The following is a 16664-nucleotide window of genomic DNA, read 5'->3' as shown; positions in this document are numbered from 1 at the left end:
TTTGTTTAAAAAAGCATAAAAGATATTTAAAACACAGTTAACACCCTTCTTCCCCATATCCCGTTGCTTTGCAGAAAAAGTAATGATGGAAAACAATAACCAATTCAACAGAAGAAGATTTCTTAAAAATTCACTATTGGCAGCCGGAGGAATTTTCATTGCACCCTTAATTGAAAGTTGCAGTGACGATTTTACAGAAAATGGAAATGCTCCCGATGATCTTAAAAATGGAGGTTTTGAATCCGGAGTGGCAAGTTTTGATCCCAGCGCAACAGGAATCATTATCTGGACCAGATATTCTAAAGGAACTGATGCGGAAATTACCTGGGAAATAAGCAAGAACAGCAACTTTTCAGAAGTCGTAAGAAGAGGTCAGACAAATGCCACAGCAGTGAATGATTTTACGGTAGCTGTAGATGTACAGAATATCTCTTCCAATACAAAATATTACTACAGATTCTATAATAACAAAACCAAAGAAGTGAGTGTAACAGGGGAAACCCTTACTTTACCTTCAAAATCAGATGCGGTAAACGAGGTGAAAATGGCGGTAGTATCCTGCTCCAACTTCCCTGCAGGCCTTTTTAATGTATATGGAGCGATTGCAAAATCTGAAGCAGATGTTGTTGTACACCTTGGAGACTATATCTATGAATATGCACCCGGGCAATACGGAACAAATCCTTATACCAATCAATTAGGAAGAGCACATCAGCCGGCAAAGGAAATCCTTAATCTCAGCGATTACAGAGAACGATACAGACAATACCGGGAGATAAAAATCTTCAGCTTCTTCATCAAAAAAAGCCGTTCATTTGTGTTTGGGACGATCATGAATTTGCCAATGATACCTATAAATCCGGAGCAGAAAACCATCAGCCCAATGAAGGTGATTTTCAAGCCAGAAAGATGGCTGCTTTCCAGGCATACAGTGAATATATTCCCCTTAAAACTGGGAAGGATATGAGAATTTACAGAAGTTTCAACTTCGGAAATATCGTATCTCTTTATATGATGGATACAAGAGTGATTGCAAGAGATAAACAGATGGAATATTCCGATTATGTGGATAATGCAGGAAACTTTAATCAGGTACAGTTTAAAACAGATTTCTTAAGCACCAGCAGAAAACTGATAGGAAGCGAGCAGATGTCATGGCTGGGTTCTCAGATCAATGGCGATACAGCAAAATGGAAAGTACTGGGACAACAGATTTTAATGACTAAAATGATGGTTCCTGCCGAACTTTTGATGCTTTTGAACCAGATTCTTGCAGAAATAAAACAACACGGAAGCGCACAGCCAGCCACGATGCAGGCTCTTCAAAATACTATCACACAACTGATTATTATCAAAACAAGATACAAGCAGCAGGATCCTACATTGACTCCGCAGGAAATCGCCAGAATCACAACTACTTTACCCTATAATTTGGATGCCTGGGATGGATATTTCATGGAAAGAGAACAGCTGTATTCCGTTCTTGTAGGAAAAAATGTAGTGGTATTGGCTGGAGATACCCACAACGCATGGCTAGGAAAACTTACCGATGCACAGGGGAAATTCATTGGAACCGAATTAGCTTGCAGTTCCGTTTCTTCTCCGGGGTTGGAAGGGTATCTCGGAATAACTTCAGACCCTGCAAAAGCAATAGAACTGGCTCAGGCATTCTCATTGCTGATTGATGACCTTGAGTATGCGAATCTCTATAAAAGAGGATACCTGCATGTAAAATTTACTTCCGGCAGTTCTGTAGCAGAGTGGAGGTTTGTAGACAATATCATCTCTGATACCTATAATACCACAACAGAAAAAACATATACGATCTCATAGTTTCAATTCAATCATATCTTATTTTCAATTAAGTAAAAAGAGTCATGGTGTGCCACTGTGGCTCTTTTATATTATTGACTTTTTTTGTATCTTGAACAGATGCGAGAGGATGTAAGAAAAGATTTTTTACCGTTAGTTTCTAAAACATGGAGGTTCATGACCTGGCTGACCAGGATTTCCGGGATCCTTTTATTGGTGGCAGCGTTTCTTTTGATAGTAGGATTGCCCATTGTGCTCAGTAATAAAGTTGTATTATTTACTATAGTTTCGATACTGTATTATCCGGCTCTTGCTTTTGGCATATACCGTTTTATTCTATATCAGAAGAAAATCAGAAAAAGAGTGGTCAGAAAGATAGTCGTTGATGATCAGGGAATTCATTACGAAATAGCCAATGGAACAATAGATAAAATTCTTTACAGTAATCTGAAAAAATATTCCTTTTCTGATGAATATGATGTGAGTGTCAGTCCAAGGCACAAAACCTATATATTGAAAGTAAATGACAATGGCTCGGTAGCAGAAGTAGATTTTAATGGAATGGACGCAGGTTACAGTTCGTTTATTGGAAATTTAAAAGCTTTAAGGCGAAGGTATATTCAGGGAATTGTGTATTTCAGACCAGACTTGCGGATAGATCCTTTGGTTTATGATGTCTACTATATCAACCCTGTTGATTTTACATTCGATCACAAAAAATATTGGAAATTTCTAGCAGAGACTCTTGCTATAATGATACTATGCTGTTTCGTATTAGGAATTATTATGCTTTGGCTGGTTGCATGATTTCTAAGGATCACATTTATTTTTATAAAATTTGAAATAGAACGGATTTAAATTTTTTTCCAAATCAATTGTATTTTCACATCTCAAAATCTTATATTTATTTTTCTTTTAAACTTTTGTTATCAAAGAATAGAGACTTGGTTTAAAAAATTAATAAAAAAACAATGGTGGAAAATTTTATTTATTACTTAGGATTAGTCCTGGTAATCATTGGTGCTATTATGCTGGCTAATCGTTTAAAAGTAGCATACCCAATCATTCTGGTTATTGCCGGACTTCTTATCAGTTTTATCCCCGGACTGCCGGTGTTGAAAATTGATCCCGAACTTATTTTTATCATCTTCCTGCCTCCGCTTTTATACGAAGCTGCCTTTGCCGTCTCCTGGAAAGAAATTTGGAAACTGAGGCGCATTATTACCAGTTTTGCCTTTATTGTTGTTTTCCTTACGGCAATATCCGTAGCTTTTGTAGCCAATTCATACATTCCCGGATTTTCACTGGCATTAGGCTTTGTGTTGGGAGGAATTGTATCACCCCCGGATGCTGTAAGCGCCGGAGCGATTTTGAAATTTGTGAAAGTTCCCAAAAATGTATCTACGGTTTTGGAAGGAGAAAGTTTATTCAATGATGCTTCCTCACTGATCATTTTTAGGTTTGCAATGGTTGCCGTGGCTACGGGACAGTTTATATGGCAGGATGCGGCGGTAAGTTTTGGATGGATGGTATTCGGCGGATTGGGAATAGGGATTATACTTGCTTTTATCTTCCTTGAAATTGGGAAAATATTCCCTACCGATGTCAATATGGATGCAATACTCAGTCTTGTTGCTCCCTATGTGATGTATATTGCCGCTGAAGAAGTGCACTCTTCGGGGGTATTGGCCGTGGTAAGCGGCGGATTGTTTCTTTCCGTTAGAAGACATCAGATTTTTAAAACCTCACAATCCAGATTAAGAGGCTCCAATGTATGGGAAAGCTTTGTATTTCTGATCAACGGAATTGTGTTCTTGCTGATCGGGCTGGATCTGCCGGAAATTATGGTGGGATTGAGAAAAGAAGGGATAAGTTTATCCGATGCCGTTGGCTACGGATTATTGATAACAGTAGTACTGGTTATTGTCCGGTTATTGTCTGGTTTTGGTGCGGTTTTCGTTACACTCATCATGCGAAATTTCATTAATGTTGCAGATAGAGATCCGGGAATGAAAGCTCCATTACTGATGGGCTGGACAGGAATGCGGGGGGTAGTTTCATTAGCAGCAGCATTGTCTATTCCCATCGTAATGGAAAATGGGCAGCCTTTTCCGCACCGTGATCTTATTCTTTTTATTACCTTCATCGTGATTCTTACCACTTTGATTATTCAGGGATTGACACTGCCTGCATTGATCAAAAAGCTCAATTTATCCGATTCCGGAGCAGGAATGTCCGAAGAAGAATCTGAATATTTCCTGAGAAGAGAAATGCGCCGGGTATCCTTCAGGTATCTGGATGAAAATTATAAAGAAAGAAGAAGCGAAAATGAATATTTTAGCAAACTGATGGACCGCTGGGAGCAGGAAGATAAAGAAGACTCTACTCATGAGATGTCTGAAGAAGCTAAACAAATCTATTTTGAAACGATCGAACAGCAAAGAATTTGGCTTCGGGAAGAAAACAGACGTAATCCGAATATTGACGAAGAATATATTAGACATTATTTAACAAGGCTGGACCTGGAAGAAGAAAGACTCAGAATGTAAAAATTAAGGGAATGAAAAATTTAGCAAGACAGCTCGGGCAGTTTCCCGATGAAAAAAGAAAAGAATATTTCAGTACACTTCCCAACTATCTCAATGGGAAATTTCAGAATATATTGACAACACCGTCTTTATTAGAAGGAGAAAGTATGACCAAAGTACTTCTCCAAACCCTGTGTAAAGTAGAAAATACATCACCCCGCACGGCTCTCCCATTTGTGGTGACAGACCTTAGGAACCTTCCGCCTGAAGAAAATGTTTTGGTATGGTTTGGGCACAGTTCCTATTTCATACAGGTGGATGGCAAGAAATTTCTGATAGACCCTGTTTTCAGTGGAAATGCTTCCCCTATGCCAGGCTCTATAAAAGCTTTCCAGGGAGCCGATTATTACAAGCCGGAGCATATGCCGGACATAGACTTCCTGCTTATTTCACATGATCATTGGGATCATCTCGATTATAAAACCGTTCAGGAATTAAAAGATAAAGTTGGAAAAGTTATTTGTGGATTAGGAACCGGCCAGCACTTTGAATACTGGGGCTGGAGTTTTGATAAAATCATTGAAAAAAACTGGTGGGAAAGCATAGACATTGCAGAAGGTTTCAGAATAACACTTACTCCTGCACGGCACTTTTCCGGAAGATTACTGAACCGTAATATCTCCCTCTGGACTTCCTTTGTGTTGAAAACACCTACAAAAAATCTGTTTCTGGGTGGAGACAGCGGCTACGGAAATCATTTTACAGAAATTGGAGAAAAATACGGACCGTTTGATTTAGCAGTAATGGAGACCGGACAATATAACGAAATGTGGCCTTACATTCATACCTTGCCGGATCAGTTGATCTCGGAAATAAAAGAACTGAAAGCCAAAAATTTCATTCCTGTTCACAACTCAAAATTCAAACTGGCACAGCACATCTGGTATGAACCTTTAGAGCTTGCCTCAAAAAATGCAGAAGAAAACAATATACCCATTACCCTTCCTATGATTGGCGAAAAGGTAGATTTGGACCAGCTGGGGACGGTAACCTGGAAAAAATGGTGGGAGGAATATATTTAATGAATTACAATTAGCACGTTCTTCATTCGTTTAATTAAAAAAAATAAAAACCTGCCCATCACTGGGCAGGTTTTTCCTTCATATCAAAAAAATAATCACTACGAAGGTTCCTTATGGTTGACCTTTGTATGAATGATATCGTAAAATACGGCCGGATTGGCAGCATCTGGAGTAATTCTGTAAGTGAATGTAGTCTCGTTCAGGGTAAGAATATCTACAACACGGGTAAAAGTAGGCGTGGTAAGCGTTCTCTTTTTCCCGTCAGGAGAAATAGACCACATCCCTTCAGATCTCAAAACATCGTTTAAACCGAAAATTTTAAAAGTTCCGTTAGCTTTAAAGTAAGAATAGCCTACATATCCGGCTACACTGGCATCAGCTAAAGGTACATTGTTTCCGCTTTTATCCTTAGCACCCGTGGTTTCCCATGGAGTAGAAGCCAATGTAAGCTGGCCATTTGTCGGCTCTGCGTGAGACGTTCTGGTATGGATGATGTCATAGTAAATAGACGGGTCGCTGGAGTTAGGACGTATTCTGTAGGTGAATTCATTTCTGTTTAAAACAAGAATTTCAACATCACGGGTGAAAATGGTGGTACCATCTGGGTTCAATGCCGCAATCGTTCTGGTTTTTCCCTGTGCATCCACAGACCAGGTTCCCATCGATCTCAATACATCAGTAAGGTTGTAAATGGCAAACTTTCCATCTCCCTTAAAATAAGCAAATCCCACATATCCGGCTACGCTGGCATCAGTAAGAGCAACATTATTTCCATTTTTATCCTTAGCTCCAGTAGTTTCCCATGGAGTAGAAGACAGTACCTGTGAGGGAGTCTGCTGTTCGATAATGATTTCATTGTCATCACTTGAACATGAAACAAAAGATGCTGATAACAGCACGGCTGCAGACAGATAACATAATTTTTTCAGTGTATTCATAAAAGTATTTTTTAAGTCTTTGCAAACTTATTCCGAATAAATATCAAAACGTTGTATAGAATATCTCTTTTGTTGTAGAAAACATAACAGATCCTAAATTAGAATGAAAGAAATGATATTTCATATAAGAATATCAATAGTATTAACAAATATTACTGTCGAGTGTGCTCCATTCCCTTCCTTTGGAGGGGTGGTTTCTCAACATTCCATGATAAAAACTTTTTTCTTGCCATAAAAATTCCCCAAAAATTCTATTTTTGAGTATGAATAACAGAAACCGTGGAAAAAACACTGGCGATGATACCCTGTTTGGTTCAGAGAAGCAGATCAGCAAACTGAAGCTGGCTGTTGAAGATATGCAGTATTTGCTGACCAGAGAATACCCGGAAAAAGCGGCTTCAGAACTTGTAGGAAACAGATACAGACTAAAAACCCGTCAGATACAGGCTTTACGGGGAGCATCCGCATCTGATATTCAGATTCAAAACAGGCAATTGAAACATTTGAAAGCCTCAGATTTAAAGGAAAAGACAGTTTATCTCGATGGTTTTAATGTTTTAATCCTGCTGGAAAGTCTGCTTTCCAAAGCTTATGTTTTTGAAGGATTGGACGGTTGTATCCGTGATCTTTCCGGAGTTCATGGAACGTATAAAAGAGTGAATCAAACCTTAAGAGCCGTAGAATTAGTCGCTTCTTTTCATCAGAAAAATCAAATTGAGAAACTTGTATGGATCTTTGACAAGCCGGTGTCCAACAGTGGAAGAATCAAGCAGATTATCCTTGAATTTGCCGAACAACATCAGCTCAACTGGGAAGGTGATCTGCAATACAATCCCGATAAATTTCTGGCAGAAAGTTCGGAACTCATCGTTTCCTCAGATGCCTGGATTTTGGATCACTGCAAAGAATGGTTTAATCTGATCGGCTATTTGATCAGAGAAGAAGATCTTCCTGTTAATCTGATTAAAATGGTATAAAATATGAACGTGTTTGAACCCTATATTCCTCTGTTTTCTCAAACATGGAAAGACCAGTACAAAGCTATTTTAGCTGAAGAACATCTGCTAAATCTGGAAAAAAATATAGATAGATTTAAAAACCATTCTTTAGAACTGGATTTACCTTATTTTAACGAAGAAATACAAGTTGACAGGCAGGAAAGCTTTGAAAAATTTATTCTGATCCTTGAGAACAACGATTCAGATAAGGTTAAAACAAAATTACTGGAAAACATTCCGTTTGAACACTGGTTGAACATCTTAGGACAAAGATTGACCTCTGCAAGCATCCGTGATGAGAACGCGATTCCTCCTTTGAAAACCATGCTGATTGAGGCCTGCCAGAAACCTTTCAATAGCGAAATTACCATTGCACAAAGAGCCTGGGAAAAGCATATTGGAAGAATGAATGATGATTTCTGGGGTGAAATCAAAGGAAACAATCAACAGAAACAAGAGAAAGTAATGGCGAAAATCCATGATATCATTGATCATAAAACCTGGTGGAATGTTTTCTTTCATTACAAACACGAACTGGTTTTTGAAGTCCGGGAAAAAGATGGTCATGGCATCCGCTGGAGCCATGGAGGAACAAAACTGATCGGCTTTCTGGAAAAATTTATCAACGAATAAATAAAACACAAACATCTGTGTTATCTGTGAAACCTGCGGGAAAATAAAAACGCTCGCAAATAAGACAGATCAAGCCGATTTTTTTAAACTTAAAAAGATACTTTTTAGCTTTTTATCAGTTATTCTATTAGCTCAAATCAACAAAATTTGCATTTTTTTATCCTTTTTTATACTACGTAAAATGATTGCGTACTATGCTTCTAGTTTTGCAGATATAAAACAGAAGCTATGAATACATCAGACCAAAAGTTTTCAACCGAAGAATGGGAAATATGTCTCAAGGTTCTTGATGCCTTGAAGGAAGATCCGTTCCTGAATCCTGATAACAAAACATTTTCAGGACTGATTACGAAAATTCATAAAAGCGCCAAAAGACAAAGCCGTCATGAAAATTATTCAGAGATGAAGTCTCATGATTTGGCTGTAAATTCCAATTCTGTCTTGATGCAGAAAGCATTGGCGGGAGTTTCTGTTTATTATGATAATGAAAAAGAAGAAGTACAACTTACAAAACTTCAGATTCCCAAAAACTGCTACTGCTGTAACCAGAGTTATCAGTATGCGCACTCTTTCTATTCCAGATTATGCCCTGTCTGCGCTGCAGAAAACTATGAGAAACGTTTTGAAACGACAGATCTTACAGGAAGAAATGTAATCCTGACAGGAGGAAGAGTGAAGGTAGGTTTTGCCACAGCATTGAAGGTGTTGAGAAACGGAGCTAATTTGGTTTTGACAACCCGTTTTCCGGCATTGGCGATGGAACTGATGCAGCAGGAGGCAGATTATGAAAACTGGAAAGACAGACTCTGGATCTATGGTTTGGATCTGAGAAATCTGAAGGCGATTCAGGATTTTATCAACTTTTATAGATTCAATTTTGATACGCTGGATATTCTGATCAATAATGCAGCTCAGACAATAAAATATCCTGATGAATACTATCTGCCGATAATAAAACGTGAAAAGGAAAAACGAGTAGAATTTAAGAATATACCGACCCTGATCCCGAACCAGACAGAAATTTCCAACGAAACAGCGAAATTGGAATATGCACACAATGAAGAAACTCAGGTGGCACTTACCCGTTTTGGACAACCTGTGGATAACAGAGAAAAAACAAGCTGGAATTCTACTTTGGAAGAGGTTTCTATGTATGAACTGGTAGAGGTAAACCTCATCAATCATATAGCGCCTTATTTCCTGATCAAAGAACTGAAGCCATTGATGAAAAACTCAGCGTTTAAAGAAAAATTTATCATCAATGTAACTTCATCAGAAGGAATTTTCAGCTATGAAAATAAAACGGTTTTTCACCCGCATACCAATATGACAAAGGCAGCTCTGAATATGATGACACTCACTTCTGCAAAAGAATTTGAAAATGATCAGATCTATATGAGTGCGGTAGATGTGGGGTGGATTTCTACAGGAGCTAAAGAAAGTTTGAGAAAAAAACAGTTTGAGATGGGATATATTCCGCCACTGGATTCAGTGGATGGAGCCGCCAGAACTCTGCATCCTGTGATAGAAGGAATAAAAGGAAATTACTTCAGTGGAGTTTTATTGAAAAATTATAAAGTTCACACCTGGTAATATCCAGACGGAGATAATAGTAATAAATGGAAAAATACATTTTGCTAAAATGAGTTGCAGGTTCGAATCCTGCTTATCTCCCAACCATTGAAACGGTAGCTCAACAGGAAGAGCGCTGACCTTCCAAGTCAGAGGCTGCGGGTTCAATTCCCGCCCGTTTCACAGGAGTAGATAGTTCAAAAGAAGAAGAATACATCCTCAACACGGACGAGCTGCAGGTTTAAATCCTGTTGGACTCCCAAAGTAAATAACGGAGATAATAGTTTAACGGAAAAACGATGCCCTGCCCGGAATCGATGCACGTTCGAATCGTGCTTATCTCCCTAATCAGAAAGTCAGAGCAGTAGCTTAATCTGGAAAAGCATATCCACGGAGGATAGGTTGCCGGTTCGATCCCGGTCTCTTTGGCTTTCATTTAAAATTATAATACCATGCTTAAAGATTTATTGATTTTTTTAAACATCATTGATGAAATAAAAGTTCCCGTACCCATGCAGTGGCAGGAAAGAAAACCTATGGAAAGAACGCCGAAACCAAGAATTTCTAAAACAGAAGTGGTGAAAGAACTGGAAATGATTTCGACGGAATGGAAACAGGAATCTTTCGAAAATGTAATGGTGACGAAAGAACAGGATATCCCAAAATACTTTTCAACAGTAAGAGAAAGAAAAACAAACAGAAACTACCTGAACAGAATTGAAAATCTGGCAGAACATACAAAGGATTATAAAGAATACTGTCTTGAAAAAACAAGCAACCAGCACATGTTGAAAGCGGAAGACTATTACATCTATTCTAAAAACGGAACTACAGAAACATTTCTGATTGCAAAAGATGCTTTTATCACCCATAATGAACATAGAATGCTCCGTATAGAAAGCGGTTGCTTTGTAAAGTATATCCAACAGGAATATAACCCGATAACACAAATAATAGAAAATGCATACGACTGATACTACAAAACGATATAAAATATTCTCCGAAGAAGACTTTACGGAGGCTGTTTTTGACGACCATACCCAGATAGAAGTGTATGCCAAAAACATGACGTTTCACTGTACCGAAATAAAAGGAAACCTGCTTTTGCGTGGTGAAGGCTGCCGTTTTCCGGAACTGAAACATATCAACGGAAATCTTTCTATTGATGCAGATAATTGTAAAATTCCACAACTTGAAACGGTGGAAGGTCATTTTAAAATGCATTGCTATACCCAGCTGGATCAGCTTAAAAAAGTAAGCGGCCATTTCAAATGCATCGTTGATGCTGCTTTTAAAAACCTGGAAATAATCGGGGGTTATATTTCAGTGAAAAATGCTACAGTCAATGCTAAGAATGGTAAATTGCTGAAAACGAGAGATGCTATTCCTATCAATTACCAGTTTCAGGCAGATGTGCTTCTGAAAGACGGTATTTTTGATATTAAGATCCTTGGAAATAATATTGTAATTCCTCACCGGGAAATCCGCGGTAAAATAAGTGTGGTAGGTGAAAATATATCATTCCCAAATCTGGAATTTGTTCATGGTTCTCTTAAATTCAGATGTGAATACCAGATCGGACACAAATTTACCCATTATTTTCCAGTGTTGAAGAAGTTGATCGGTAACTTGAAATTTGAAAATACAAGTATTTTATTTCCAGAACTTCAGGAAACCAGCGGAAGTATTCATCTGGAAAATGGTTCTTATGTCACTTTCCCGGCACTTGAGAAATCTGGAAATATTATACTCAATGGCGGGAGCGGAGCCGTATTTCCTGTTTTGACTGATATCAATGGAAATTTCCAATATAATGGTTCTGAAAAGTGCTACCTGAATGCTCTTCAATATGTGAAAGGTGTTTTCAATACTTATAATGCGGTTGCTCCTAACATTGCTGAGGTGGGTGATCTGATTATCCATGAAACCGATAGTTTTGAACATCTTCAAAAAATTAACGGAAAAGTTCAGCTTATGTATCAGGAGAGCCGGAATGTGAATTTTAAATCATTGGAGTATCTCGGACAATGGGGAGATTCAAGGTTGCAGGGGTTTCAGTTTCCGGCTTTGAAATGTATTAATAATTATTTGTATGGTACAAATCCCGGTTTTGAACAGCTGGCAAAGAATATTTATTTTAAAATAAATAATAACATCTATCTTACGAAAGATCATTTCATTGTTTCACGGATGTTTTTCCCTTATGTTCTTCAGGAAAAGAGCTATCCTTTGAGAAAATTGGTTGCAATCCTAAAATTAAGACACAGCAGTTTTCAGAATTTTGAGACCCGTGAGTATGAAAGACAGTGGGAACATTTCGATACTCCGTTTTTTACGCAGATCTTAGATAAAATTGAAAGTCTTTGGGATGAAGTGAAGCCGATGAAATATGAGGAATTCTTTAATACCACAGATAGAAATTTCAAACTTTTCTGCTTCAGCTATTATGGTGTAGGAAATCTGATGGAAAAATTGGAAGCTAAAAAGATCAATGAAAGGGAAATAGAAGTTTCTTACGTGGAATATGATGAAAACGGAAACGAAAACTTAACCAAGAAAGTGAACCGTTATGAAGTTCATGAAGTTGAAAACAATAAACTCGGAATTTTTATATGGGGAGATAGAATGAAACATTCTTATGCTGTGAAATGCTGGTGTCCTTCCACAAAAAAGGAACATTGGCTGTGGATAGAGCAGGAATATAAAGATGACGCTTTGACGGCTATTGCATCTACTTTCAGAATACATAGTAATCTGATCCCGCATATCAAAAATCTAAAAAGACAGGGAGATCTATTGATCTGTGAATTGAAGGAAAAAATGACTCCAGCCGGAGAAATCCGACCTTTAACCGCCTCAGAATATTTTAATCTCCTGAGAGCAGAAACATAAATTGGAAACAGTAGTTTAACTGGAAAAACATTCCACTCAAAGGAAAGTCGCTGGTTCAAACCCAGCCTGTTTCTATTTTTTTAAACTAAAAATCATGGAAGAATTACAATCAATTTTACATACAATAATCAAAGAGAAAAAAGGATATATCACATTCCTTACCGGAGCCGGAATTTCTGCTGAAAGTGGACTTCCAACATATCGTTCCATCGATGGAATCTGGATTAAAAGAACAAAATATCACCGTCCGGAAGAGTTTGGAACGTTAAAGTATTTCAGACAGGAAACGGAAGAAGTCTGGCAGTATAACCTTTTCTGGAGGAAACTTATTGCAGAAGCACAACCGAATAAGGGACATTTAGCGCTGACAGAAATAGAACATCTTTTGGGAGACAGATTTAAGCTTATAACCCAGAATGTAGACGGTCTCCATCAAAGGGCTGGAACACAAAAAGTCTATGAGATCCATGGAAATAAACAGAAAGTACGGTGCTCGAAAGAATGCAGTACACCTATTGATTTTCCTGAAAATGTAAAACGGAAAGAATATACCGAAGATCTTACACCAGAAGATATTGACGGTTTGAAATGTAAAAAATGCGGAAGTTGGTTACGACCACATACTTTATGGTTTGATGAAAGCTATAACGAAAAATATTATTATTTTGATACCGCTTATGACATTGCTGATCATACGGATATTTTGTTTATTATCGGAACTTCAGGATCTACAGCATTGCCTGTCAATATTGTGGAAACAGTAAAAATACGGGCCAAATGGATTGTGCTCATCAATCCTGAAAGTGATACCTATTTTGATTATATTCTGAAAGGAAGCAAAACGCTTTACTCAATTCGGGAAAGCAGTACATCAGCAATACCACAATTAAAAACAATGATTGAAGAAATAATAAAATCATAATATAAATTGGAAACAGTAGTTTAACCGGAAAAACATTCCACTCAAAGGAAAGTCGCTGGTTCAAACCCAGCCTGTTTCTATTTTTTAAACTAAAAACAACAATTAATTATAATAAAAAACAAAATGAATACATACATTGATATTGGTATTAATCTGACCAATAAACAGTTCTATAATGAACACGACGAAATTATCAACCGCGCTTTGGACCAGGGGGTAGAACATATGATTCTCACAGGAACCAGCGTAAAAGGAAGCAAAGAATCTGCTGAGATTGCAGAAGAATATCCGGAAATTTTATTTTCAACAGCGGGAATTCACCCTCATGATGCCAAATCTTTTAACGGGGAAAGTATCGGTGAACTCAGGAAATTGTTGAAACAGGATCATGTGATTTCAGTAGGTGAGTGCGGACTGGATTTCGACCGGGATTTTTCTCCAAGACCCATACAGGAAAAATGTTATAAAGCTCAGCTGGAACTGGCTATAGAAGTCAATAAACCACTTTTTCTTCATGAAAGATCAGCATTTAAAAGGTTTAATGACATCACAGATGAATACCTTTCCCAATTACCCGAAGCTGTTGTACACTGCTTTACCGGAACATTGGATGAAGCAAAGACATATTTGGATAAAGGATTGTATTTGGGATTTACCGGAGCGATCAGTGATGAGAAAAGATTTAAGCATCTCGAAGACGTTATAAAATATGTCCCTCTTGACCGAATGATGATTGAAACAGATGCCCCTTTTATGCTTCCGAAAAATATGTCCAGGATGCAGAACAGGCGGAATGAACCTTCCTTTTTACCGTATGTAGCACAAACAATTGCCCATCTGAAGAAGATCAGCATTTCCGAAGTCGCAGACGAGACCACAGAAACGGCCAGAAATTTTTTCAGACTATAAAAAAGAGCTCTACTGATGAAGTAAAGCTCTTTTTTTATAAACAAAATTGTCTCTTGCTCTTACAAACTCTTTATTGCCGATTCCAAAGCCAGTTCCATCATTGGATTCAAAGCTTTTTCTCTTTCGTCAGCAGAGATTTTTTCGTGTGTAGGGATAATATCCGTTACCGTAAGAATAGTAGCTGCATTTTTTCCTAAATGCTGAGCATTCGCAAATAAACCGAATGCTTCCATTTCTACTGCAGGACAGTTGTATTTTGTAGCAATTTCAGGAGTGGCAGGATCTTTTCTGTAGAAAATATCACTACTGTGGATGTTGATTGCCTTAGCGTTTAATGATAAATCTTTAGCCGTTTCATTGATGGTAGTAAAGATATTCCCCTGATGAGGAAGAATTTCTTCTTCAATTCCCCATGCATATTTGGCGTAAGTACTTTCGCTGGCAGCTTTTTCAATATTTAAAATATCAAAAAGTTTAAGATCAGTATTGTAAGCACCACAAGTCCCGATTCTGATGATCGTATCTACTTCATACTCTGTAAATAGCTCAAAAGAATAGATCCCGATGCTTGGAAAGCCCATTCCACTGGCACCTACTGTGATCTCTTTTCCTTTATAAAGACCTGTATAATAAAGAATACCTCTGGTTTTGCTTACCAGTTTAGCATTTTCTAAATAATTCTCAGCAATATACTGTGCACGAAGCGGATCCCCCGGCTGCAATACTACTTTAGCAATTTCTCCTTTTTTTGCACTGATGTGAATACTCATAATGTTTTTTTGAATGGCACAAAGATAATAACTTTTAGTTTGTTTCTGTCATTACGAAAATGGAAACAATGAAGCCATCTCTGATCAACAGAATGTATAAGATATTACTAATAAATGTTTTAAATAAAATTTTAGGTATTGTCTTTTGTATAAATCAAAAATTAAATCTGGTAAATACAGAACCATAAAAGAATAATGTGGAGCAGGTATCATGAAGGCAGTCAGGCTACTTTTGCAGAAGTAAAATATTTAAAATTTTAAAAATGAAAATTGAGCATATTGCCATTTGGGTTAAAGACCTTGAAAAATCCAAAGCATTTTATCAGAAGTATTTCGGAGCCGTTTCCAATGAAAAATACCATAATCCTGTCAAAAACTTTCAATCTTACTTTCTAAGCTTTGATAAGGGCTGCCGTCTTGAAATAATGACCAGACCAAACATCAAAGAAACCGAAAACTCTTACGAATCCCAGCAGTACGGAATCATTCATCTTGCATTTTCAGTAGACAGTAAAGAGAAAGTAAATGAACTTACAGAGATATTGAGAAAAGATGGGTACACAGTTGCCGGAGAACCTCGTACAACAGGAGACGGCTATTACGAAAGCGTAATCCTTGACCCGGAAAATAATATCATTGAAATCGTATCACAGTAAGTCATCGCGAGGAGCGATAGCGACGAAGCAATCTTTATAGTAATGAATACGCAATCTCAAACCTTATAGGTTTTTAAAACCTATAAGGTTTAAATTTTAAAACGTAACCTCGCTGAAAATCTTTGATTTTCTAGCGCCTTAAAAAAAACATCATGCTTATTCTCTTTGCGCCTTTGCGTTTTTCCAACCTTATAATTACCGTAAAGAATCCATATTTAACATGAATCTTCTCCACAAAAATTTTATTCTCAACGAAATAATTTTATTTTTGTTAGATCATGGAAACCAAGTCACCGTTTTTAGACACGATCTTTTTACTTCGTAAGGAAGAATGTATTACTCTTTTTTCAAGCTTACAGAAAATTTCCCCCCAGGAAGAGGCGGAAGCAGGAGATTATTTTGAAACAGAATTTGAAAAAGAAAGACTGGAGTTTCTATCCGATCAACTGACTTGTAACAAAGAAACAGCCGTATGGGCTGCAAAAATTCTCTATCATAGTGCCCAGTTTTATCTGATCAGAGAAAATACTGAAAAAAATATTGAAAATCTTATTCCCGGATTTAAAGGAGTCCGTGATATTTCTTCTATTTTATCCGCAGATTTATCACTCAGGTTTTTACCGCAGATTATTGTGGCTTTAAACGCTGTCGATTCTGAAGATCCTTTGATTGCCATGCTGGAAGATATTCTGATGCAGTTTCACTATTCGGGAATAGGGTATGATCTTGATCTTAAAAATGTGAACTGGCAGGAAGAATTAAAAGACAATACTTACAGAAAACTATATCTGGAAAGAATTGTTGAAAAAAAGGATTATAAACTGGCGGAAATTCCGTTTATCAATAAACTAATAATAGCCGAATTCGGAATACACAAAGACGCATTCTGGCGAGAACTAAAAACGATAACCGAAGATAACAGTTAAAGTGGAAATTTTAATTTTTTAAATCA

14 protein-coding genes, 6 tRNA genes and 1 pseudogene are annotated in these 16664 nt (G+C 37.4%); 19 read left to right on the top strand and 2 right to left on the bottom strand.

Translation table 11 applies throughout. The features are described 5' to 3' along the window. The first annotated feature begins 82 nt into the window (after positions 1-82). From C1634_RS26530 to C1634_RS15890, 4 genes and pseudogenes are all read left to right on the top strand, one after another. A pseudogene (locus tag C1634_RS26530) lies at positions 83-1833 on the top strand (alkaline phosphatase D family protein). A gap of 156 nt (positions 1834-1989) precedes the next feature. Then, positions 1990-2619, top strand: coding sequence for a hypothetical protein (locus C1634_RS15900; RefSeq protein ID WP_123921476.1), 630 nt, complete (start codon positions 1990-1992; stop codon positions 2617-2619). Positions 2620-2783: 164 nt separating this feature from the next. Then, a complete protein-coding gene (locus tag C1634_RS15895; RefSeq protein WP_109738734.1) occupies positions 2784-4361 on the top strand; it encodes a Na+/H+ antiporter in 1578 nt (525 codons plus the stop codon). Between the two features lie 11 nt (positions 4362-4372). Then, entirely contained in the window at positions 4373-5422 is a 1050-nt protein-coding gene (locus C1634_RS15890) for an MBL fold metallo-hydrolase (RefSeq protein WP_103231387.1), read from the top strand. Positions 5423-5520: 98 nt separating this feature from the next. On the opposite strand, the gene C1634_RS26065 is transcribed toward C1634_RS15890, so the two are convergent. Continuing rightward, positions 5521-6360: a DUF4822 domain-containing protein gene (locus tag C1634_RS26065; protein ID WP_103231388.1), complete on the bottom strand. Its 840-nt coding sequence runs from the start codon at positions 6358-6360 to the stop codon at positions 5521-5523. Positions 6361-6623: 263 nt separating this feature from the next. Here C1634_RS26065 and C1634_RS15880 point away from each other — a divergent pair, with 263 nt between their 5' ends. The 13 genes from C1634_RS15880 to C1634_RS15835 all read left to right on the top strand — a co-directional run bounded on the left by C1634_RS15880 (position 6624) and on the right by C1634_RS15835 (position 14286). Beyond that, the gene (locus C1634_RS15880) at positions 6624-7337 is read left to right on the top strand and encodes a DUF434 domain-containing protein (protein ID WP_165835338.1); all 714 of its coding nucleotides are present in this window, start codon (positions 6624-6626) and stop codon (positions 7335-7337) included. 3 nt (positions 7338-7340) lie between these two features. Next, positions 7341-7991: a hypothetical protein gene (locus C1634_RS15875; RefSeq protein WP_103231390.1), complete on the top strand. Its 651-nt coding sequence runs from the start codon at positions 7341-7343 to the stop codon at positions 7989-7991. 228 nt (positions 7992-8219) lie between these two features. After that, the gene (locus tag C1634_RS15870) at positions 8220-9584 is read left to right on the top strand and encodes an SDR family oxidoreductase (protein ID WP_103231391.1); all 1365 of its coding nucleotides are present in this window, start codon (positions 8220-8222) and stop codon (positions 9582-9584) included. A 9-nt stretch (positions 9585-9593) separates the two neighbouring features. Beyond that, positions 9594-9666, top strand: a tRNA-Ser gene (locus tag C1634_RS26060). Between the two features lie 7 nt (positions 9667-9673). After that, positions 9674-9746, top strand: a tRNA-Gly gene (locus tag C1634_RS15865). A gap of 91 nt (positions 9747-9837) precedes the next feature. Further along, a tRNA-OTHER gene (locus tag C1634_RS26055) sits at positions 9838-9907 on the top strand. Between the two features lie 13 nt (positions 9908-9920). Continuing rightward, positions 9921-9992, top strand: a tRNA-Pro gene (locus C1634_RS26050). A 23-nt stretch (positions 9993-10015) separates the two neighbouring features. Beyond that, positions 10016-10537, top strand: a complete 522-nt coding sequence (locus tag C1634_RS15860; RefSeq protein WP_103231392.1) for a hypothetical protein — start codon at positions 10016-10018, stop codon at positions 10535-10537. Next, positions 10524-12455: a hypothetical protein gene (locus C1634_RS15855; RefSeq protein WP_109738733.1), complete on the top strand. Its 1932-nt coding sequence runs from the start codon at positions 10524-10526 to the stop codon at positions 12453-12455. Before C1634_RS15860 ends, C1634_RS15855 begins: the two co-directional genes overlap by 14 nt. 4 nt (positions 12456-12459) lie before the next feature. Further along, positions 12460-12529 (top strand) — tRNA-OTHER (locus C1634_RS15850). 20 nt (positions 12530-12549) lie between these two features. After that, positions 12550-13377 carry an SIR2 family NAD-dependent protein deacylase gene (locus tag C1634_RS15845; RefSeq protein ID WP_109738732.1) on the top strand — a complete coding sequence of 276 codons (828 nt, stop codon included), beginning with the start codon at positions 12550-12552 and terminating at the stop codon, positions 13375-13377. Between the two features lie 9 nt (positions 13378-13386). Further along, a tRNA-OTHER gene (locus C1634_RS15840) sits at positions 13387-13456 on the top strand. 44 nt (positions 13457-13500) lie between these two features. Further along, a complete protein-coding gene (locus C1634_RS15835) occupies positions 13501-14286 on the top strand; it encodes a TatD family hydrolase (RefSeq protein WP_103231395.1) in 786 nt (261 codons plus the stop codon). A 59-nt stretch (positions 14287-14345) separates the two neighbouring features. Here C1634_RS15835 and deoD read toward each other — a convergent pair whose 3' ends face one another. Continuing rightward, positions 14346-15056, bottom strand: a complete 711-nt coding sequence (deoD, locus tag C1634_RS15830; protein WP_103231396.1) for a purine-nucleoside phosphorylase — start codon at positions 15054-15056, stop codon at positions 14346-14348. Positions 15057-15319: 263 nt separating this feature from the next. Between deoD and C1634_RS15825 the strand changes: the two genes are divergently transcribed. After that, positions 15320-15712, top strand: a complete 393-nt coding sequence (locus C1634_RS15825) for a VOC family protein (RefSeq protein ID WP_103231397.1) — start codon at positions 15320-15322, stop codon at positions 15710-15712. Between the two features lie 278 nt (positions 15713-15990). Next, positions 15991-16638, top strand: coding sequence for a hypothetical protein (locus C1634_RS15820; protein ID WP_109738731.1), 648 nt, complete (start codon positions 15991-15993; stop codon positions 16636-16638). Positions 16639-16664: the final 26 nt, after the last annotated feature.

The organism is Chryseobacterium viscerum (assembly GCF_002899945.2).
In the GTDB taxonomy this organism is placed as follows: Bacteria; Bacteroidota; Bacteroidia; order Flavobacteriales; family Weeksellaceae; genus Chryseobacterium; species Chryseobacterium viscerum.
The sequence above is the reverse complement of the archived record's forward strand: the minus strand, read 5'-3'. Positions and strand labels throughout refer to the sequence as shown.

What these genes read in the sequence shown, in the direction of transcription:
- C1634_RS15855 (WP_109738733.1), top strand. Translation starts at nt 10,524, where the DNA reads ATGCATACGACTGATACTACAAAACGATATAAAATATTCTCCGAAGAA.
- C1634_RS15875 (WP_103231390.1), top strand. Translation starts at nt 7,341, where the DNA reads ATGAACGTGTTTGAACCCTATATTCCTCTGTTTTCTCAAACATGGAAA.
- C1634_RS26065 (WP_103231388.1), bottom strand. Translation starts at nt 6,360, where the DNA reads ATGAATACACTGAAAAAATTATGTTATCTGTCTGCAGCCGTGCTGTTA.
- C1634_RS15845 (WP_109738732.1), top strand. Translation starts at nt 12,550, where the DNA reads ATGGAAGAATTACAATCAATTTTACATACAATAATCAAAGAGAAAAAA.
- C1634_RS15880 (WP_165835338.1), top strand. Translation starts at nt 6,624, where the DNA reads ATGAATAACAGAAACCGTGGAAAAAACACTGGCGATGATACCCTGTTT.
- deoD (WP_103231396.1), bottom strand. Translation starts at nt 15,056, where the DNA reads ATGAGTATTCACATCAGTGCAAAAAAAGGAGAAATTGCTAAAGTAGTA.
- C1634_RS15835 (WP_103231395.1), top strand. Translation starts at nt 13,501, where the DNA reads ATGAATACATACATTGATATTGGTATTAATCTGACCAATAAACAGTTC.
- C1634_RS15895 (WP_109738734.1), top strand. Translation starts at nt 2,784, where the DNA reads ATGGTGGAAAATTTTATTTATTACTTAGGATTAGTCCTGGTAATCATT.
- C1634_RS15890 (WP_103231387.1), top strand. Translation starts at nt 4,373, where the DNA reads ATGAAAAATTTAGCAAGACAGCTCGGGCAGTTTCCCGATGAAAAAAGA.
- C1634_RS15820 (WP_109738731.1), top strand. Translation starts at nt 15,991, where the DNA reads ATGGAAACCAAGTCACCGTTTTTAGACACGATCTTTTTACTTCGTAAG.
- C1634_RS15825 (WP_103231397.1), top strand. Translation starts at nt 15,320, where the DNA reads ATGAAAATTGAGCATATTGCCATTTGGGTTAAAGACCTTGAAAAATCC.
- C1634_RS15870 (WP_103231391.1), top strand. Translation starts at nt 8,220, where the DNA reads ATGAATACATCAGACCAAAAGTTTTCAACCGAAGAATGGGAAATATGT.
- C1634_RS15860 (WP_103231392.1), top strand. Translation starts at nt 10,016, where the DNA reads ATGCTTAAAGATTTATTGATTTTTTTAAACATCATTGATGAAATAAAA.
- C1634_RS15900 (WP_123921476.1), top strand. Translation starts at nt 1,990, where the DNA reads ATGACCTGGCTGACCAGGATTTCCGGGATCCTTTTATTGGTGGCAGCG.